Genomic DNA, 16,869 nt, shown 5'->3' on the forward strand with positions numbered 1-16,869 from the left:
GCTGCGTTTACCCTTGCAGCAACTGAAGTACCTGTTGAGGTTGGGCATTGGCCTGCGCCAGCATCGCCTGGGAGGCCTGCTGCAACACCTGCGCCCGACTTAATTCCGAGGTTTCGGCGGCAAAGTCGGCATCCATAATACGCGAGCGCGATGCTTCAGTTTTCTCAACAACATTTAACAAATTACCCATCGTAAATTCCAGGCGATTGGAAATTGCACCGAGCTGGGAGCGCGTATCATTAATAGTTTCCAGCGCTGTATCGATAATTGCTAAACTCTCCTGGGCGCCATCCACAGTTGCGATCTGAATATCGGCCACTGAATTGCCCTGAGTCGCCGAGTTATTTGTTTCCAATAAACCCGTTGTGGTTGCGTTGGCCGCGCCGGTTAATTCAATGGTTATTTCTGTTCCGTCAACCGAGTTGAGCGACAACACACCATCGGCAGCCGTGCCACCCGCTGCAACCGTTGCCACAACACCGTGTTCGGCCGATTTTGCATTAATTTGATCGGCGAGATTCTGCACCGTGGCAAAGGCATCTGCGCCGATCGCAACGGCGTCGATCGTAATGCCGTTAATAATCACATCACCTTCAGCTAACGCAGATTCCGTACCATCGGCCACCTCGATGCCCTGAATATCGCCGACCGCCGTGCGCGCATTCACACCGAGTTCCACTTCCGCACCGTTGGTCACAGCCGTGGTGCCATAGGCGATGGTCACACCGGTGCCGTCAGCGGAAGTAAAATCCAGCGACGCCTGGTAGGCCTGGTTAATCGCGATACCGGCCGACGCTGTAATACCGGTATTGGCAGCCGTCGCACCGGTATAGGTTACGTTAATCGCCGCGCCGTCCGAATTTGATAACACAAGTAAGCCGGCATCGTTAATTTCACCGGTGACACTGCCGCCGGTAATTTCACCTACCCGCGCAGCCAGCTCATCCATACTGCCGGTATCGCCTATTTGATAGGTATTTATTGTGCCATCGAGTTGATGCACGGTGAGGTCCATCGTGTCGCCACCGCGGAGAATACCGGTACCGGTCGACGCGGCGACAATTTCGGTAAAGGCTGTTGTCGTCACCCCGCTAACATTGGTATTAAATAAATCTAACAGCTCTTGCATATTGGTTGCCGAGCTGAGATCACCAACGTCCTGACCGTTAATTTCCAAGGTGTTGGTACCGGTGCCGTCGATAGTCATTGCCGTCGGATCAACACTCATCGTTGTGCCCACGATATCGCCACCGGCATCGCCGCCTAAGGTATTAATATCCATTGCTGGAATATTCATCGTGATGGTTTCATAGGCTTGCGAGCCAACCTGTAGATCCACTTCGCCGAGGCTGCCATCGAGCAATAACTGACCGTTAAATGACGTCGACGTGGCGATACGATCGAGCTCCGCTTTTAATTGCTGAACTTCAGCATCGAGTGTTTGCCTGTCGACATCGGCGTAAATACCGTTTGCCGATTGAATGGCCAGCTCGCGCATACGCTGCAAAATATTGGTTGTTGCATCCATGGCCCCTTCGGCTGTTTGAATCAGTGACACGCCGTCGTTTGCATTTCTCACCGCCTGATTAAGACCGCGAATTTGCGAGGTCATGCGATTGGAAATAGCCAAACCTGCAGCGTCGTCGGCCGCAGTATTAATTCTACGCCCCGATGCCAAACGCTCCATGGCCTGACTCATATCATTGCCAGATTGAATGAGCTGGCGCTGAGAATTTAGCGCAGCCACGTTTGTGTTGATAACAAGAGGCATAGTGTTCTCCTACAACCTTTAGTCAATTATCCCCACCAAAAAAATGATGGATTTGCCTGTTTAATAGCCAGCCTCGTGCCAACTATATTTTTCTCTTTATTTTCAACAACTTAAAAAACAAACAAACAAATAATTTACAACTTAGAGCAAGACAAAAATAAAGAGAGACAAAAGTTTGCCGCTCAAGCGGCAAGAGCTTTCACAGGCGCTCAAACAAACTCAGACGACTTACACGAGTAAATGCAGTTTGTGCCGCCTGCAAAATTAAAGATTCAGCAGATAAACGCGTCGATGCTTCGGCGTAATCCACATCGCGCAACTGGGCAATTAATTCTTGGATAACTAGCGTCGCATCGGTGTGCAGGCTTTCCGTGCTTTCGAGCGTATTGACGCGCGCGCCAACCTTAGAGGAAACTTCGAGCACACTGGTTTGTGCATTGCCTAAATTTGCAATGGTATCGCCAACCGTATCTTCCAGCGCATTGCGGCTTTGCTCTGAGCCGTCGAAGTTTTTCATTACTTCACTAAAGCGCGCAACGGTTGTTAGCAAATCCTGTTTATCAGTACTTTCAACTAAGAATTTATCACCCGCATTAAACGGCGTTTGTGACGCAGGGCTGCCAATAATACGAAAACTAAGGCCCGCCACATTAATATCGGCGCCCGGCGTATAGGGCTGATCGGCCGCAACAATACGCCCGGTTGAGCGCTCAGTAACCGTAAAATTTTTCCCGGCAGGAATAATATTGCTATCGAGATTAAAACTAATGACTAAATCTTCGGGGTAAAGCTGCTCAAATGCGGCCCTGTCAACCACCGAACCTATGGAGATTGTCGCCGGCGGCTGGGCGCGATTACTGGCCGAGGCACTGGTGGCAATCTCGGGCCGGTTACTCTGTATATCAACAAATAAATCTTTACCAGAATCCCCGGAGGCTACCGTGGTATTGTTGGCAACTTTAACAAACTTCTGCCCTTCATCACCGACATAAGTAAACCCCGTTTGCACACTGCCCACAAAAGGCTCTGTGGTACTTTTATAACCGCCAAAAATATAATCGCCATTGGCATTTTTTGAATTCATCAGGCTCTGTAGCTCGTCAACCCTGGCATCAACCTCATTGGCTAACGAGGTGTATTCACTCGGGCTGAGTGTGGCGCTGTTACCTGCTTGAACGGCCAGCTCCTGTACACGCTGTATTATATTCAACACACCATCCAGAACGGCTTCTTCGATGGTCAAATCATTTTTTGCAATGCTGATATTGGTTCGATATTGCTCGGTAATCGCCAGCTCTTCGGTTAGCGCCAAAATTTTTGTCGACGCAACAGGATCATCCGAAGGTTCAAGTACACGCCGCCCCGTACTTAATTGTTCCTGAGTTTTCACCATGGCCTTGCTTGCATCAGCCATGCTGTTATTGGCAATATTAAAAATTTGTTGGGTTGAAATACGCATAGCGGCAACAGTTTTCCGTTAGAAAGAGCCTATTAACGTATTAAACAATTCCCGTGCCACACTGATAACTTGAGCATTTGCAGCGTACATCTGCTCAAAGCGAATAAGATCCGACGCTTCTTCGTCGAGGTTGACACCACTAATACTGTCGCGAAGTTTTTGGCTCTGCTCAAGTACCTGTTCGGCGGCATCGCGGTTAATTCCCGATGACGAAGTGTCTATGCCTACCGTTTCCACCAACGCGGCATAAGCATCGCTGTAACTCAACACGCCCTGGCCCACGGTTTTTTGTGCCTCGAGCTCAACCAGTGATAAGGCATTGCGGTTATCGGAGGCCGCGTCGATATTAAAATCTAATGAAAAGGTATCGTTGGCGGCAGGCTCGCCGCGAAGATAAACTTGAATACCTAGATAGGTTGACTGCGCAAAACCTGCGGCGCTCGGATCGCCAAATAAAGCACTGACCGGGGCTCCCGCCGGAAACGCAACGCCATCGGGCAAAAATAAATCCAAGGTTCCACCAACCGCCAACGCAGCCGTTACACCAACACCCTGACCATCGAGTGCAACAACAGGGTTGATGCCGTCACTGACATTCATCGTGTCCGGGCCGGTATTATCCGCCTCCAGGGTGATTTGAATATCATCGCCGTGCGCTGCATAAATACGAAGCTCCTCTATGCCAGTGGCCGCATCAACGGCCGATTTAGCAAAAAAACCAAGCGCCTGAAGGTTGCTATTGTCATTGATACGCTGCTCCAGATATTGATTAAAGGCCACTTCATCGGTGGCAGGATCCGGTACGTTGGCAGCGATAACAAAGGTGCCGAGGCCCGGATCAAACTCGTACTCAATCAAATCTTCACCATTGATATTTATTTGCAGCGGCGAACTGAGGCTTAAATTATTGGTTGCGCTTAATTCTGCATAACTGCTGGCGTTGCTCTCAACGCCTTCAATATTGCTAAATAAACTGGCGATTGCCCGCGCACTGGCATTTGCAGGAATCGTTACCGTATCAATCGATGCGCCACCACCTGAGGCACTCGGCGGCCTCTCAATGCTGATCACTTCGCTGGGATAACCATTAAATAAAGGCCCGCCACCAATCACCGGCACCGAGCCTGCGGGCAGACCAATACTGGCGCCATCCATCAGTACCTGGGTTTCACCCGGATCGCTGGAAAATAAGAAATTATCGGTACCGGGCACGTAGTCGCGCATCGACATCGGTGGGTTGAGCGGCTGCGGGTTTGCAGGGTCGCTGTTATCGAGCACTTCATAAATACTATCCGAGATAAAATTCACCAACAGTGGCGGACTAATTTGTCCCGGTGTCGCAAACAGCGGCAGTGCATTGCCGGCGGCATCGCTTAACGACAGTAGCTGCCCTGCGCTAATATCGGCGCTGCCGCGATTGCCCAGTGACGCATCGGTCAGTAGCGGCAAGGCAAATGCCAATTCATCTGGACTGACTAGCACCGACTCAAAATCGCGCGCGCCGTTGCGCACTGGCTGTAATAAAAACGAGTCTCCAGCTTGAAACGAGCCGCGCTCAAAGTACAGCTCCATACCGTCAAACTCGACACTAAACGGGTAAGAGCCGGGTAATAGTTCACGGACAAGTTCGGCGCCATCACTTAATCGGGTAACGGTATATAAACCGTCATTGACCATTTCGACTCGATAATCGCTGGTGCTCAACTGACCGGCATCGCGAATATACAAGCTCATCACCCGGTCATTTGGCGGCGGATTTTCAGAACTTGCGATAACCCGATCTAAGGTAACTTGCCTGTCGTTAACATCGAGAAAAAAATCGCCACCAAAATTATTATTTAAATCGAGACCGAGGTGATGCATATCGTTATAGCTGTCAGTAAGCACCACTGCCACTCGCCCCACTTGATTGTAGGTATCCGCTAACGCGTCATCGCGAAAGCGAAACAAGCCGCCTATTTCGCCGCCCAGGCTGCCCTCCGGCAATGGCCGCTGCGCTTCGTCCCCAACGAACACAAGTTGCCGCTGCGATGGGTTTTCAGGGTCGGCAACGACTGCTATTTGCCGGGCTTCCGAGCCGACCACCAGGTTCTGGCCATTGGCGATTAGGATATTAATTTCGCCAAAACCCTGATCGTAGGTTTGAAAACTGATGTATTTCGACAGCTCTTTAAGTGTTTGATCGCGCTGATCCATTAAATCGTTTGGCTCACCGTTGCCGGAGCCGAGGGCGTCGGCAATTTTGCTGTTTAGCTCTGCGACATTGGCAACCAGCGCATTCACTTCCGCCGCCGCCGTCTCTAATGCGCTATTGATGCCATCGTTAATCGACACAAGGCGTGAATGGATGGTATTAAAACGATCCGCCAAGTTAATGGATTCGCTAATAATAAGCTGGCGCGCGGGAATAGAAGTTGGGTCGTCTGCGCCGTTTTGCATTGCCGCAAAAAAACTCTCAAACGCACCGGAAAGCCCTGTGGATGCATCGGATAACAGCGAATCGAGCTGGGCGATTTCGCTGTGAAATACCTCGAGCTCGTTGTACAGGGTTGTATCAACGCGCAGCTGCTGAACCAAAAATTGATTTACCTGGCGCTCGACCGACGCAACACTGGCGCCGTTGCCGACATAAAAACCACCTTGAGGCGTCGCCGGTGCAGTCTCAGCCAAAACTCGCTGACGGCTATAACCATCGACGCCGGCGTTGGCAATGTTGTGCCCTGTGGTGCTCAGGGCCGACTGGCTAACCCGCAGACCGGTAACCGCGGTGCCGAGAAGATCGGAGCTCATGGTCTCACCCCAAGCTCGCCAGCCCCATCGCCACTTGAGCTATCGCCGTTAAACCCACTTCTGACTTTATCGCTCTCGCGCCAGTCTTTAATGCGCTCATAGACCGACATAATTTTGTTGCTGTAATTGGGGTCGGTTGCATAGCCGGCATCTTGCAGCGCGGCAACAAATTTCCCGGCATCGGCGGCAAGGCTCAAGGCCAAGTCATAGCGCCCGTTTTGACTAAGTAGGGCTCGGTAGTCTTCAAACGCTGCGGCGGCACCTTCGTAAGAGCGAAATTGCGCACTGACTTTTTTGGCAACACCGCCGATAAATTCGAGAGTTGTTTTGCTAACGCGATCGCCTTGCCAGGACGAACCCGCTTTAATATTAAAAAAGTTAAAACTGCTGAGCCCTTGCGAATCTTTAATTACTTTTTTGCCCCAACCGGTTTCAAGCGCGGCTTGTGCAAGCAGGATATCCGCATCAACTCCCAGTTTTTTTGCCGTCGCTTCAGCGTGCTGCTGCAGTTTATTTATAAAGTCATCCAGCCCGTCAACGTCGAAGCTCTTTTGCACGGAGTCTTGATCTACCCGGCTACTATCGACCTTAATATCATTGGAGTTGGCGCCGTGAACTTCTACATCATTAAGCTTGCCACTATTAACAAGATGGTCTCTCGCCGCGCCACTATCTACAGCGTGGCCATTGGCGTTAACTAGCGCCGCACGCTTAGCTACGGCCGGGGCTTGAAGTTCCGACTGTTGAATGCTGCGCTGTTGCTCGCCACTTAATTGCCGGTACATCGCATCGGCGATGCCAATGCCCCGGCCATGAGCCAGGCTTAGCGATAGCTGTTGATCGTACATATCGCGGTAAAAACGGCTCTCACTGCTATCGAACATCGAGCCTTGAGAAAACACATCGTTGGCCTGGCGCATCGACTTTAGCATCATCGAGACAAATAAAGATTCAAATTGCTGGGCAACTTTTTTTAACGCGGCCTCTTTATCTTTACTGTGCTTAAGTTGCTGCAAACCGCTTAAATCGGTGTAGACATCTGTTGTAGCTAGTGCGGCGGAACTGTGGCCAAGGGCATCGTAGCTCATTAGATCACCACTATCTCTGCTTTTAGCGCACCGGCCTGTTTTAGCGCCTCAAGTATGGCCATTAAATCGCCGGGCGCCGCACCAACCTCATTGACCGCACGAACGATATCATCGAGACTCGGCCCCGGTGCAAAGTTAAACATCTGGCCACTTTCTTCTTGAATCTCTACATCGCTCTCAGGCACAACAACCGTCTCACCATCGGCAAAGGCATTTGGCTGACTGACAGCTGAACTCTCGCTGATCGTTACCGTTAAAGAACCGTGAGTGACCGCAACCGGCGCAACCCGAACGTGCTTACCTACGACAATGGTACCGGTGCGCGAATTAATAATAATTTTTGCTGCAGCTTCGGCCGGTGTAACCTCGACATTTTCAAGTAGGGCCAGATAATCAACCCGATGAGCTGGATTAAGTGGCGCCTGAACTTTAATGCTAGCCGCATCTGTCGGCTGGGCCACATCCGGCCCAAGCAAGCGATTAATACTGTCGGCAACCCGTTTGGCGGTAGTAAAGTCAGGGTTGTGTAAATTAAATTGTATTTCATTGTCGCCGCCAAATTTAGTTGGCACAGAGCGCTCGACCATTGCTCCATCAGGTATGCGACCCACGCTCGGTACATTAACGGTAATACGCGAGCCGTCTTTACCCTCAGCGCCAAAACCACCGACAATCAAATTGCCCTGGGCGATGGCGTAAACCTGACCGTCAATACCTTTTAGCGGCGCCATTAATAAGGTTCCGCCTCTAAGGCTCTTTGCATTGGCAATCGACGAAGCGGTTACATCAATTTTATGACCCGGTTTTGCAAATGCAGGCAGCTCAGCGTGAAGCGCCACGGCCGCAACATTTTTTAACTGAAAACTCGAACCGGGTGGAAGAGTAATACCGAGCTGGCTCAACATCGCCTCAAAGCTCTGCGTGGTAAACGGTGTTTGGTTAGTTTTGTCACCGGTGCCATCAAGCCCCACAACCAAACCGTAGCCGACAAGTTGGTTGCTGCGCACACCGGCAATCGAGGCAATATCTTTCAGGCGTTCGGCCAGCGAAAACATAGGCTGAAGCGAAATGAAAAACAGCAAAATCAAACAATTAAAACGCAACATCAGAACGGCCATATTGCACTGTTAAAGAAGCGGCTGGCCCAACCCATTTGCTGGGCATCGGCGAACTCACCCGTACCGGCATATTGAATACGTGCATTGGCAATTTTCGTGGACATAACCGTATTGCTTGGGCTGATATCATCGGGTCGGATAAGGCCACTGATACGAATAAACTCATCACCGCGATTTAAGGTTATCCATTTTTCACCTCGCACAAGTAGTGTTCCATTTGGATAAACATCAATGACCGTGACCGATATGCTGCCGCGTAATGAATTGCTTTGATCGGCATCGCTTTCGCCAGTAAATTCACGCTCCATGCCTAAATCGGTAACCAGGCTCATATTGCCAAGACCGGGTGTTGTTCCAAGTACGGTACCGCCGTTGGCAGCAGTTGTTGCCAGCTCGTTGTCTTTAGTGATTTCTATATTTGCACTTTTATTTGCGCTGGTATTTTCCTGGAGCACAATGGTCAAAATATCTCCGATACGTTTCGCTTTGCGATCGCCAAATAGATCCAACGCAACATTTTGTCGATACAGTGAACCGTTGTTTGCCTGTGCTGGAATATCGTGTGCACGCATTACCGGGGCGTAATATGGATCGTCGGGTACCGGAGGCGCCTGAACCACACAGCCGTTTAACAGCACTAGTGCAATAGCGCTAAGGGAATAGTTACTCACAGCAAGACGGCACATTTAATTCACTCACAAGTTCTGCGTGACAAACTGCAGCATTTGATCTGCAGTGCTGACAACTTTTGAATTCATTTCATAAGCGCGTTGAGTGGTAATCATATTTACCATCTCCTCAACAATATCGACATTCGAGTTTTCCAGCATGCCCTGCTTGATCTGTCCGAGGCCATCCTCTCCCGGGGTACCGGTAATCGGGTCGCCGCTGGCGGCCGTTTCGACAAATAAATTACTGCCGATAGCTTGCAGGCCCGCCGGATTAACAAAGTCGACGGTCTGAATATTTCCAAGCACTTGCGGGTCCGGGGTTCCGGGTACAAACGCTGAAACAATGCCATCGGTTCCGACCGTAAGCCTGTCTGCATCCTGGGGCACGGTAATATTCGGATCGAGCAACAGACCATTGGCCGTAACAATTTCGCCATCACCATTTAAATGAAACTGGCCAGAGCGCGTGTAAGCAATGGTGCCGTCACTTTGTTGAATTTGAAAAAAACCGCGGCCATCGACCGCCCAATCCAAAGGCTGATCGGTAATTTGCAAACTGCCATAACTAAACTGCTTTTGTGTTCCGGCGACGCGCACACCCGTACCAAGCTGCAAACCCGATGGGATTTGCGCTTCTTCCGTGGCCTGAGCTCCGGGTTGGCGCCGAATTTGGTAGAGCAGATCTTCAAACACTACACGATCGCGCTTGTAACCAACGGTTGAAGCGTTAGCCAGGTTATTGGCGATGGTCGTCAGCTGCATATCCTGAGCGGCCAGGCCTGTTTTACTTACATAGAGCGCAGAGTGCATTAAACTTCTCCCAGCTGACGCTAGCGCGCAGCAGTTTTACTTTTTGTTCTGTTGGCAAGCGATTAATTATGAAATCTGCAGCATTCTTGCCGATGCCTCAGAATTTTGTTTTACGGTTTGCATTAACTTAACTTGCATTTCATATTGACGGCTAAGATTTAGCACCGACACCAATTCATCAACGGCGTTAACATTACTGCCCTCAAGAAAGCCAGATACGACACGCACGGTTGCATCCGCCTCCAACTCCGCTTCCGGATTTTTTAAACGAAACAAACCGTCTTCCGATTTGCGTATGGCATCGGTTTGCGGCTTCGCTAAAAAGATGCGATCGACCAAGACGGTTTCATCGGCGTTGGCACCAACAGGTACAATGGTCACGGCTCCGTCGATGCCGATATCAATTTTTTCAAATGGCGGTACCGCGATCGGTCCGCCATTGCCGAGCACCGGCAAGTTGCTGCCGTTCAGTAACACACCAAATGCGTCAACGTGAAGTGAGCCTGCACGCGTCAGCGCTTCGCCGCCATCCGGGGTTTGCACACCAATAAAACCGTCACCATCGACGGCGATATCAAGCTCGCGCCCGGTCTGTATCATTGCCCCATGCTGAAAGTTCGTGCCCTGGTTTTCAGTGATGGCATAGGCTCTGGAGGCATGGCCATCGCCGTAATACACACCGAGAGCCCTGGCCTGATTAAATTCAGATTTAAACGCTGTGGTATTTAAGTTGGCGAGATTATTTGCGCTGGCTGTTTGCGCCAACATATTGTGTTTGGCGCCGGTCATCGCAATATAGAGAGCTTTATCCATCGCTAGTTTTCTGTCACTTTGCCTACGTCACTAGGAAATTTGCAAAAGCAGTGCCAGATAAATTACAAAATCAAAAACATCTGCGAACAACAGAAAACGCAAAGCCAGATGGAGAAAAAGCGCTGCCCGGATACATAGGCGTCCAGGCAGCGCAGAGACTTAAAACAAGAATACAGACCTTAGGGCCTGTTAACACTAATTAAATGCACCCTGTTGCGCCCCTCATTCCGCTATCAAGGCGTTTGGAGCGCAGTTTGGTTGTTCCAAATAAGCGACAAACAACACAGAGAGCGGGATGAGGGGCACAACCCGAAGGGCTGGGCCTGAATATCCGCCCCGATGCGTTACTTTTCGCTTATTTAGCTTGCTAAACTGCGCTCAAAGTGCCTTTCTGGTCGAATACTCAGGCTCCAGCAGAGCGTATTTAATTAGTGTTAACAGGCCCTATGATTAGCGCAAGTTAATAATTGTTTGTGTTGTCTGATCAGCCGTTTCGATGGTTTTCGCACTGGCCTGGAAGTTGCGCTGGGCGATAATTAGATTTACCAGCTGCTCACTTAAGTCAACGTTGGAGTCTTCCAGCGCACCGCTCTGAACGGCGCCGAGCGACGATGTGCCGGGTTCATTAATAACCGGATCACCCGATTCAAAGGTCTGCGCCCAGGATGTATCGCCTATGGGCTGCAGCCCCTGTTGATTGGCAAAGTCGGCCAGCAGCACCTGTCCCAGCGCCAGTGACTCACCATTGGTAAAACGAGCAAAAACAATACCGCCGCCATCAACCGTTAAGCCGCTTAATTGGCCGGAGGTAAAACCGTTTTGATAAACCGTATTGACCGCAAACGGCGTTCCAAATTGGGTGCTGCCATCAACACTGATCAAAAAGTTAGAACTGATTGGCGGCTCCGGAATCGGTACAGTACCACTCAAGTTGGGCGGCAAAGCGCCATTGGGTAAACCGTCATCGCCGTAGACCGTCCAGTTAGTAATTAAAAAATCACTCGTGCGCTGATCGTCGAGCGAGCCGTTGGGATTAAAATAGATATCAAAACTCGCCCTTGTCGGGGCGGTTGGGTCCGTCGCCGTTGGATCGGGGTTGCCGACATCTCGCCCGTCGATCAACACGTGCATTTCCCAGTGGTTCGGCGGCGCGGTGGGATCGGTGGGGTTAAATGGTTGTTTGACAAAATACTGCGTCATCACATGCGGCACACCGAGACTATCGTAAATAGTTGTTGAGGTTGCCGAGTTATACGTCGCCGGATCGTCGGGGTTAAACGAGTTGACTTCAACTGCAACAAATTCGGGGTTGGCCGGGTCGGTCATATCCCCCAGGGCCTGAAAAATTCCCGTGCCGCTGGGCACTTCGTTGCTGACGATATAACCGTCTTCAACAATAATATCGAGTGTGCCGCCAACGTTAGCGGTGTCGGTCGCGCCGCCGACCACAAGCGCCTGAGCCGCTCCTGCTGGCCCCGCGACGTTGAGGGTTGCCCCGGCATCGCCGGCAATATTAATAACCAAGTCTGAGCCGACACTCGAATTGATCGACAGATCACCGGACACAGGATCCAAACTTGCCGTTACCCCCGGCAAGGTAGAATTAGTCAGCGCGTTCACCGCCGTTTCCAGTTCAGTTAAAGAATTTACATTTAACGGAACGTTATTTACGGTGACCGTTAACGGACTGGTAAGGTTGTTAAAATTTGACAAAGTCGCATCGGTCGATGCCGTCGCGGTTAAACCTAACACTGCGTTCATTTCACCGGCGATAACCGCCGCCGATGCATCGTCAGCGGAAGTGTAGGTTAACACCGCACCATCCGGGTTAGTGATATCAATACTCTGCGCCGGATACCCATTAGTGGCGCCCGCTTGGGCAACACCAATAACCGGGCCGTTCGACATAAATTGCTGACCGCGACTCGGCAGTACTTCGGCGGTTGCATCAAAATTTAACTGCTGATCTACCGCCGTTGTTTGGCGCGGGTCAATAATATTCTGATCAATCTGTAAATCCCCTATCTGAGGAACAATATTACCAGCCGTATCCGTACCGTAACCCTGTAGTCGCGCGCCGCCATTGGAGACAACATAACCTTCCGGGTCAACGCCAAAAGCGCCGGAGCGGGTATAAGTTAAACCGCCCTCTTCACTTAAAATAAAAAAACCTTTGCCGTTGACCGCAAGATCAAGCGCATTTTCTGTAAAGCTAATATTACCCTGGGAAAACTGCTGACTGACATCTTCAATTTTTACCCCGGCACCGATCGCGTTACTGCCCGCCCCAAGCACCGAGGTTGCGTACACGTCGCCAAATTCGGCTCGCGACGATTTAAAACCCGTGGTTGATGCGTTGGCAATATTGTTGCCGGTTATCTCCAGGTCGGCCGACGCGGCCCGAATTCCGCTTAATGCTGTATCAAAAGGCATACTACGCTCCTACTCATTAAACTGTTTGACGTCGGCGAGGCTAACGGTGCCTATTCCGGCCAAATTTAAAGCCAGCGTGCCATCTGCGGCAACGGTGACACTGTTAACATTGGCGCTGAGCGCGGTATCGAGCGCGCGCTCTTCGCCATCAATTCTTGCACTTAATTCAAAACGGTAATTTGCAGGGGGCAGCCCCTCGTCGTGACTGCTCTTCCAGTCGAGCAGTTGGCCGTTGAGCTCGGCATTCATGCCGTCCCAGCGCAACAAAACGGAACCTTGGCGCTGCGCCCCCAGGTCTATTTGCTCAACCAACGAGCCGCTTTCGTTGTAGATATTCAGGCTCAAATCGCTGGTACTTGCCGGCAGTTCACTGCTTAAGTTAACGATGCCCCCGGCTTCAAGAGCTGTTTGTTCAGCGGGTACGGTCACCGAGCGGCCAACCAGTGAAGACGCCTGCAAGGCTTGATTGGCAATAAAATTATCGCTAAAGCTGTCGAAGTTTTTATTGAGCTTGTCGAGACTTTCTACCGAGCTAAACTGCGCCAACTGAGCAATAAACTGGGTGTTGTCTTGCGGGTCGAGCGGGCTCTGATTTTCCATTTGCGTGATCATCAGTTCGAGGAACGCACTCTGACCAAGTTCTTGGCTGGCGTCTTTGTCGTTCTGCTTGCGACTGATGGCAAGCTCGGCAAAGACACTGTCAGCACTGCTGATTTCGTTCATTCGCCTCTCCTTATTGACCCAGGGTCAATACTCGCTGCAACATCTGTTTAGCGGAGTTCATCACCTCAACATTCACTTGAAATGAACGAGAAGCGCTGATCATATTGGTCATTTCTTCAACCACATTAACATTCGGGTAATACACATAACCTTCGTCGTCGGCCAGCGGGTGATCGGGCTCGTAACGCTGCTGCAGCGGTGCATCACTCTCAATCACATCGGTGACATCAACACCGACACCTGCACTTTGCCCCTGCGGCAAACTCATGCCGCCTTGCATCTGCTCGAGCATGCGCGCCTGAAATACCGGATGACGACCGCGATAGACCTCACCGGTGCTTGAACTGGCGCTCTCGGCATTGGCAATGTTTGACGCCGTCGTATTCAGGCGCACACTCTGGGCATTCATACCGGAGCCGGCAACATCAAAAATACTTGTGAGGCTCATATTATTCTCCGCGCAAGGCCTTACTCAGGCCTTTAAATGAACTGTTTAACAAGGTAAAGCCGACCTGAAACTCCAGTGAATTGCGCATAAACTCGGCGTGTTCAACATGTTCTTCTACTGTATTGCCATCGATGCTCTGCTGCTGGGGAACACGATAAAGCTTTTCAAAACCGGCGCCATCGAGCTGGTTTAAGCCCATGTGCATGCTGTGATTAGTGCGCAGATCTTTCTTAAGTGCGCCGCCACTTAGCGCCTGTAGCTCGGCTTTAAAATCCATGTCCCGCGCTTTGTAATTCGGTGTGTCAACGTTTGCGAGATTCGATGACAGCATATTTGCGCGATGGGCTCGAAGACGCATCGCGTGCTCCTTCACCCCCAGTGCCGATTCAAAATTAATTGCCATAAGACCTGACCTTGCCGCTGAACTGAATTAGTGCTTACTAGAAAGCTAAAATGCAATGGCCATGCCACAGGCAAATAAAATCGATAAGACACTGTTTTTATTATGTTTTTATGTACAGCAAACAACAACACAGCCCGGCGTAGCGCCGCAAGCGGCAAAGCGATGCCGCCCGACTTACTAGGGCCTGTTAAGACTAATTAAATGCACTCTGTTGCGCCCCTCATTCTGCTATCAAGGCGTTTTGGAGCGCAGTTTGGTTTCTCCAAATAAGCGACAAACAACACAGAGAGCGGGATGAGGGGCACAACCCGAAGGGCTGGGCCTGAATATCCGCCCCGATGCGTTACTTATCGCTTATTTAGCTTGCTAAACTGCGCTCAAAGTGCCTTTCTGGTCGAATACTCAGGCTCCAGCAGAGCGTATTTAATTAGTCTTAACAGGCCCTAGCAGCCTACACAAACAAAAAAGCGAAAAAGAAGAAGAAAAAGAAAAAGAAAATAACGAAATAAAGGAAGAGCTGGAGTTAAAAGTTAAAAAGGCTCGTTGCTACTTGGCCCGATACACCACGCCGGGGTTGCAGTGCACCATCTCAAACAGCGTCGAGGCGCCACCGAGGCTCTCTGAACTGCCCAGAAACAAATAGCCACCTGGCTTGAGCACGCCGTGTATACGCTTAAGAATGTCGGCCTTCAAGTCGTAGGAAAAATAAATAAGTACATTGCGACAAAAAACGATATCAAACTTTCCGAGCGTCAGATAACTGTCCTGGAGGTTCAACGATCGAAAACGAACGCGCTGCTTGATCGCAGACTTAATAGCCCACCGGTTATCAGCTGTTGCATCAAAATATTCTCTGAGGCGTTTATCAGACATCCCCCTGCTGATAGAGAGCTTATCGTATACACCTTTTTGCGCCTGAGCGAGAATCTCACTGCTTAAATCCGTGGCAACCAGCTCTAAGTTAAAGGCGCTGACACCCCGCGCAGAGCGCACAAACTCATCGGCAGTAATACTAATTGAATACGGCTCTTGCCCAGAAGAACACGCAGCACTCCAGATACGCGTGGTGGCAAGCGCATTATTTTTTTTGATCTCAGGAAACAGTGTCGATTTTAAGTAGTCAAACGGATAAATATCTCGAAACCAGAAGGTTTCATTGGTTGTCATCGCATCGATAACACGCTGGCGCAACTCCCTTTCGGTCGCGCGCTGAATTCTTTTTGTCAGCTCGCCAATACTTTCCAAGCCAAACTCTAGCAGCACGCGGCGTATTCGTGTTGTCACTAAGTACTGTTTATTATCACCGAGATCTATGCCCGCAGCGCTTTTCAAGAAGCGTCGAAACTCAGTGAATTCTTCCGGGTTAAGGCTCACAGCAGCGTTTCCATCATTGCCTACGAATTTGAGGTCAAAACATCGATACGCTCATTGACACGCTTGGCTAATTCATCGGGGTGAAACTTCGCGAGAAAATCATCCGCGCCTACTTTCTTCACCATGGCCTCATTAAACACACCGCTAAGAGAAGTGTGCAAAATAATGTGCATTTTATCTAAAGCGGGGTCGCCCCGAACTTCGGCAGTGAAGGTATAACCATCCATCTCTGGCATTTCAATATCAGAAATAATAAGCAATAACTCGTGATAGGGGTCTTTGCCTTCGGCAACCAAGTGCTTAAGGAAATCGACCGCTTCGGCACCATTTTTTAACGTAGTGGTCTTACAACCGAGTGATTCAACCACTTTTTGCACTTGCTTACGTGCAATTGCCGAATCATCAACAATGAGTACGTGTTTCTGAACCGTAGCGTCATCCACCGTACTTTCGATAATCTCTGCACTGACCTCTTCGTCAACGGGGCTGACCTCGGCAAGAATTTTCTCAACATCGATGATCTCGACCAGTTTTCCTTCAACTTCGGTCACGGCTGTTAAGTAGTTTTCTTTGCCTGAGCCTTTTGGTGGCGGGTGAATATCGCCCCAATTCATATTGATAATGCGCTCTACGCCCCTGACAAGAAAACCCTGAGTGCTGCGATTGTATTCAGTGATAATCACAAAACAATTATTTAAGTCATTTAGTGGTCTGCCACCGGTCGCATGGCGTAGATCCATAATAGGGATGGTGCCGCCACGTATGTGCGCCACACCGCGAACAACAGGGTTGCGTTTTGGAATTTCGCTGAGCTGAGGGCACTGCAGTACTTCTTTAACTTTGAAAACATTAATACCGTAGAGCTGATGCTCTCCGAGATTAAACAACAACAACTCGAGACGGTTCTGGCCAACCAACTGAGTACGCTGGTTCACACTATCGAGAACACTTGCCATCTGTCACCACTT

Annotated in this window: 14 protein-coding genes; all 14 read right to left on the reverse strand. The window is 50.2% G+C overall.

Annotation, left to right across the window (positions count from 1 at the left end; genetic code table 11):
• Positions 1-7: 7 nt before the first annotated feature.
• Positions 8-1,771, reverse strand: a complete 1,764-nt coding sequence (locus CFK45_RS01270) for a flagellin N-terminal helical domain-containing protein (RefSeq protein ID WP_096084583.1) — start codon at positions 1,769-1,771, stop codon at positions 8-10.
• Positions 1,772-1,970: 199 nt separating this feature from the next.
• Positions 1,971-3,230 carry a flagellar hook-associated protein FlgL gene (flgL, locus tag CFK45_RS01275; RefSeq protein WP_096084584.1) on the reverse strand — a complete coding sequence of 420 codons (1,260 nt, stop codon included), beginning with the start codon at positions 3,228-3,230 and terminating at the stop codon, positions 1,971-1,973.
• A gap of 18 nt (positions 3,231-3,248) precedes the next feature.
• Positions 3,249-6,020 carry a flagellar hook-associated protein FlgK gene (gene flgK, locus CFK45_RS01280; protein WP_096084585.1) on the reverse strand — a complete coding sequence of 924 codons (2,772 nt, stop codon included), beginning with the start codon at positions 6,018-6,020 and terminating at the stop codon, positions 3,249-3,251.
• Positions 6,017-7,108, reverse strand: coding sequence for a flagellar assembly peptidoglycan hydrolase FlgJ (gene flgJ / locus CFK45_RS01285; protein WP_096084586.1), 1,092 nt, complete (start codon positions 7,106-7,108; stop codon positions 6,017-6,019). Before flgJ ends, flgK begins: the two co-directional genes overlap by 4 nt.
• Positions 7,108-8,214: a flagellar basal body P-ring protein FlgI gene (locus CFK45_RS01290; RefSeq protein WP_414630743.1), complete on the reverse strand. Its 1,107-nt coding sequence runs from the start codon at positions 8,212-8,214 to the stop codon at positions 7,108-7,110. Before CFK45_RS01290 ends, flgJ begins: the two co-directional genes overlap by 1 nt.
• Positions 8,214-8,897, reverse strand: coding sequence for a flagellar basal body L-ring protein FlgH (gene flgH, locus CFK45_RS01295; RefSeq protein WP_239923497.1), 684 nt, complete (start codon positions 8,895-8,897; stop codon positions 8,214-8,216). Before flgH ends, CFK45_RS01290 begins: the two co-directional genes overlap by 1 nt.
• Positions 8,898-8,921: 24 nt before the next feature.
• Positions 8,922-9,707 carry a flagellar basal-body rod protein FlgG gene (gene flgG, locus CFK45_RS01300; RefSeq protein ID WP_096084589.1) on the reverse strand — a complete coding sequence of 262 codons (786 nt, stop codon included), beginning with the start codon at positions 9,705-9,707 and terminating at the stop codon, positions 8,922-8,924.
• A 66-nt stretch (positions 9,708-9,773) separates the two neighbouring features.
• Positions 9,774-10,520: a flagellar basal body rod protein FlgF gene (locus tag CFK45_RS01305; RefSeq protein WP_096084590.1), complete on the reverse strand. Its 747-nt coding sequence runs from the start codon at positions 10,518-10,520 to the stop codon at positions 9,774-9,776.
• 450 nt (positions 10,521-10,970) lie between these two features.
• Entirely contained in the window at positions 10,971-12,953 is a 1,983-nt protein-coding gene (locus tag CFK45_RS01310; protein ID WP_096084591.1) for a flagellar hook protein FlgE, read from the reverse strand.
• A gap of 9 nt (positions 12,954-12,962) precedes the next feature.
• The gene (locus tag CFK45_RS01315) at positions 12,963-13,676 is read right to left on the reverse strand and encodes a flagellar hook assembly protein FlgD (protein ID WP_096084592.1); all 714 of its coding nucleotides are present in this window, start codon (positions 13,674-13,676) and stop codon (positions 12,963-12,965) included.
• Between the two features lie 10 nt (positions 13,677-13,686).
• Positions 13,687-14,124 carry a flagellar basal body rod protein FlgC gene (gene flgC, locus CFK45_RS01320; protein WP_096084593.1) on the reverse strand — a complete coding sequence of 146 codons (438 nt, stop codon included), beginning with the start codon at positions 14,122-14,124 and terminating at the stop codon, positions 13,687-13,689.
• Position 14,125: 1 nt separating this feature from the next.
• On the reverse strand, positions 14,126-14,527 hold the full coding sequence (gene flgB, locus CFK45_RS01325) for a flagellar basal body rod protein FlgB (protein ID WP_096084594.1): 402 nt from the start codon (positions 14,525-14,527) through the stop codon (positions 14,126-14,128).
• 546 nt (positions 14,528-15,073) lie between these two features.
• The gene (locus tag CFK45_RS01335) at positions 15,074-15,901 is read right to left on the reverse strand and encodes a CheR family methyltransferase (protein ID WP_096084595.1); all 828 of its coding nucleotides are present in this window, start codon (positions 15,899-15,901) and stop codon (positions 15,074-15,076) included.
• Positions 15,902-15,921: 20 nt separating this feature from the next.
• The gene (locus CFK45_RS01340; RefSeq protein WP_096084596.1) at positions 15,922-16,857 is read right to left on the reverse strand and encodes a chemotaxis protein CheV; all 936 of its coding nucleotides are present in this window, start codon (positions 16,855-16,857) and stop codon (positions 15,922-15,924) included.
• Positions 16,858-16,869 lie beyond the last annotated feature (12 nt).

This window comes from Agaribacterium haliotis (assembly GCF_002312815.1).
Classification (GTDB): domain Bacteria; phylum Pseudomonadota; class Gammaproteobacteria; order Pseudomonadales; family Cellvibrionaceae; genus Agaribacterium; species Agaribacterium haliotis.

Coding starts and splice junctions, on each gene's coding strand:
- CFK45_RS01270 (WP_096084583.1), bottom strand. CDS start 1,771: ATGCCTCTTGTTATCAACACAAACGTGGCTGCGCTAAATTCTCAGCGC.
- flgL (WP_096084584.1), bottom strand. CDS start 3,230: ATGCGTATTTCAACCCAACAAATTTTTAATATTGCCAATAACAGCATG.
- flgK (WP_096084585.1), bottom strand. CDS start 6,020: ATGAGCTCCGATCTTCTCGGCACCGCGGTTACCGGTCTGCGGGTTAGC.
- flgJ (WP_096084586.1), bottom strand. CDS start 7,108: ATGAGCTACGATGCCCTTGGCCACAGTTCCGCCGCACTAGCTACAACA.
- CFK45_RS01290 (WP_414630743.1), bottom strand. CDS start 8,214: ATGTTGCGTTTTAATTGTTTGATTTTGCTGTTTTTCATTTCGCTTCAG.
- flgG (WP_096084589.1), bottom strand. CDS start 9,707: ATGCACTCTGCGCTCTATGTAAGTAAAACAGGCCTGGCCGCTCAGGAT.
- CFK45_RS01305 (WP_096084590.1), bottom strand. CDS start 10,520: ATGGATAAAGCTCTCTATATTGCGATGACCGGCGCCAAACACAATATG.
- CFK45_RS01310 (WP_096084591.1), bottom strand. CDS start 12,953: ATGCCTTTTGATACAGCATTAAGCGGAATTCGGGCCGCGTCGGCCGAC.
- CFK45_RS01315 (WP_096084592.1), bottom strand. CDS start 13,676: ATGAACGAAATCAGCAGTGCTGACAGTGTCTTTGCCGAGCTTGCCATC.
- flgC (WP_096084593.1), bottom strand. CDS start 14,124: ATGAGCCTCACAAGTATTTTTGATGTTGCCGGCTCCGGTATGAATGCC.
- flgB (WP_096084594.1), bottom strand. CDS start 14,527: ATGGCAATTAATTTTGAATCGGCACTGGGGGTGAAGGAGCACGCGATG.
- CFK45_RS01340 (WP_096084596.1), bottom strand. CDS start 16,857: ATGGCAAGTGTTCTCGATAGTGTGAACCAGCGTACTCAGTTGGTTGGC.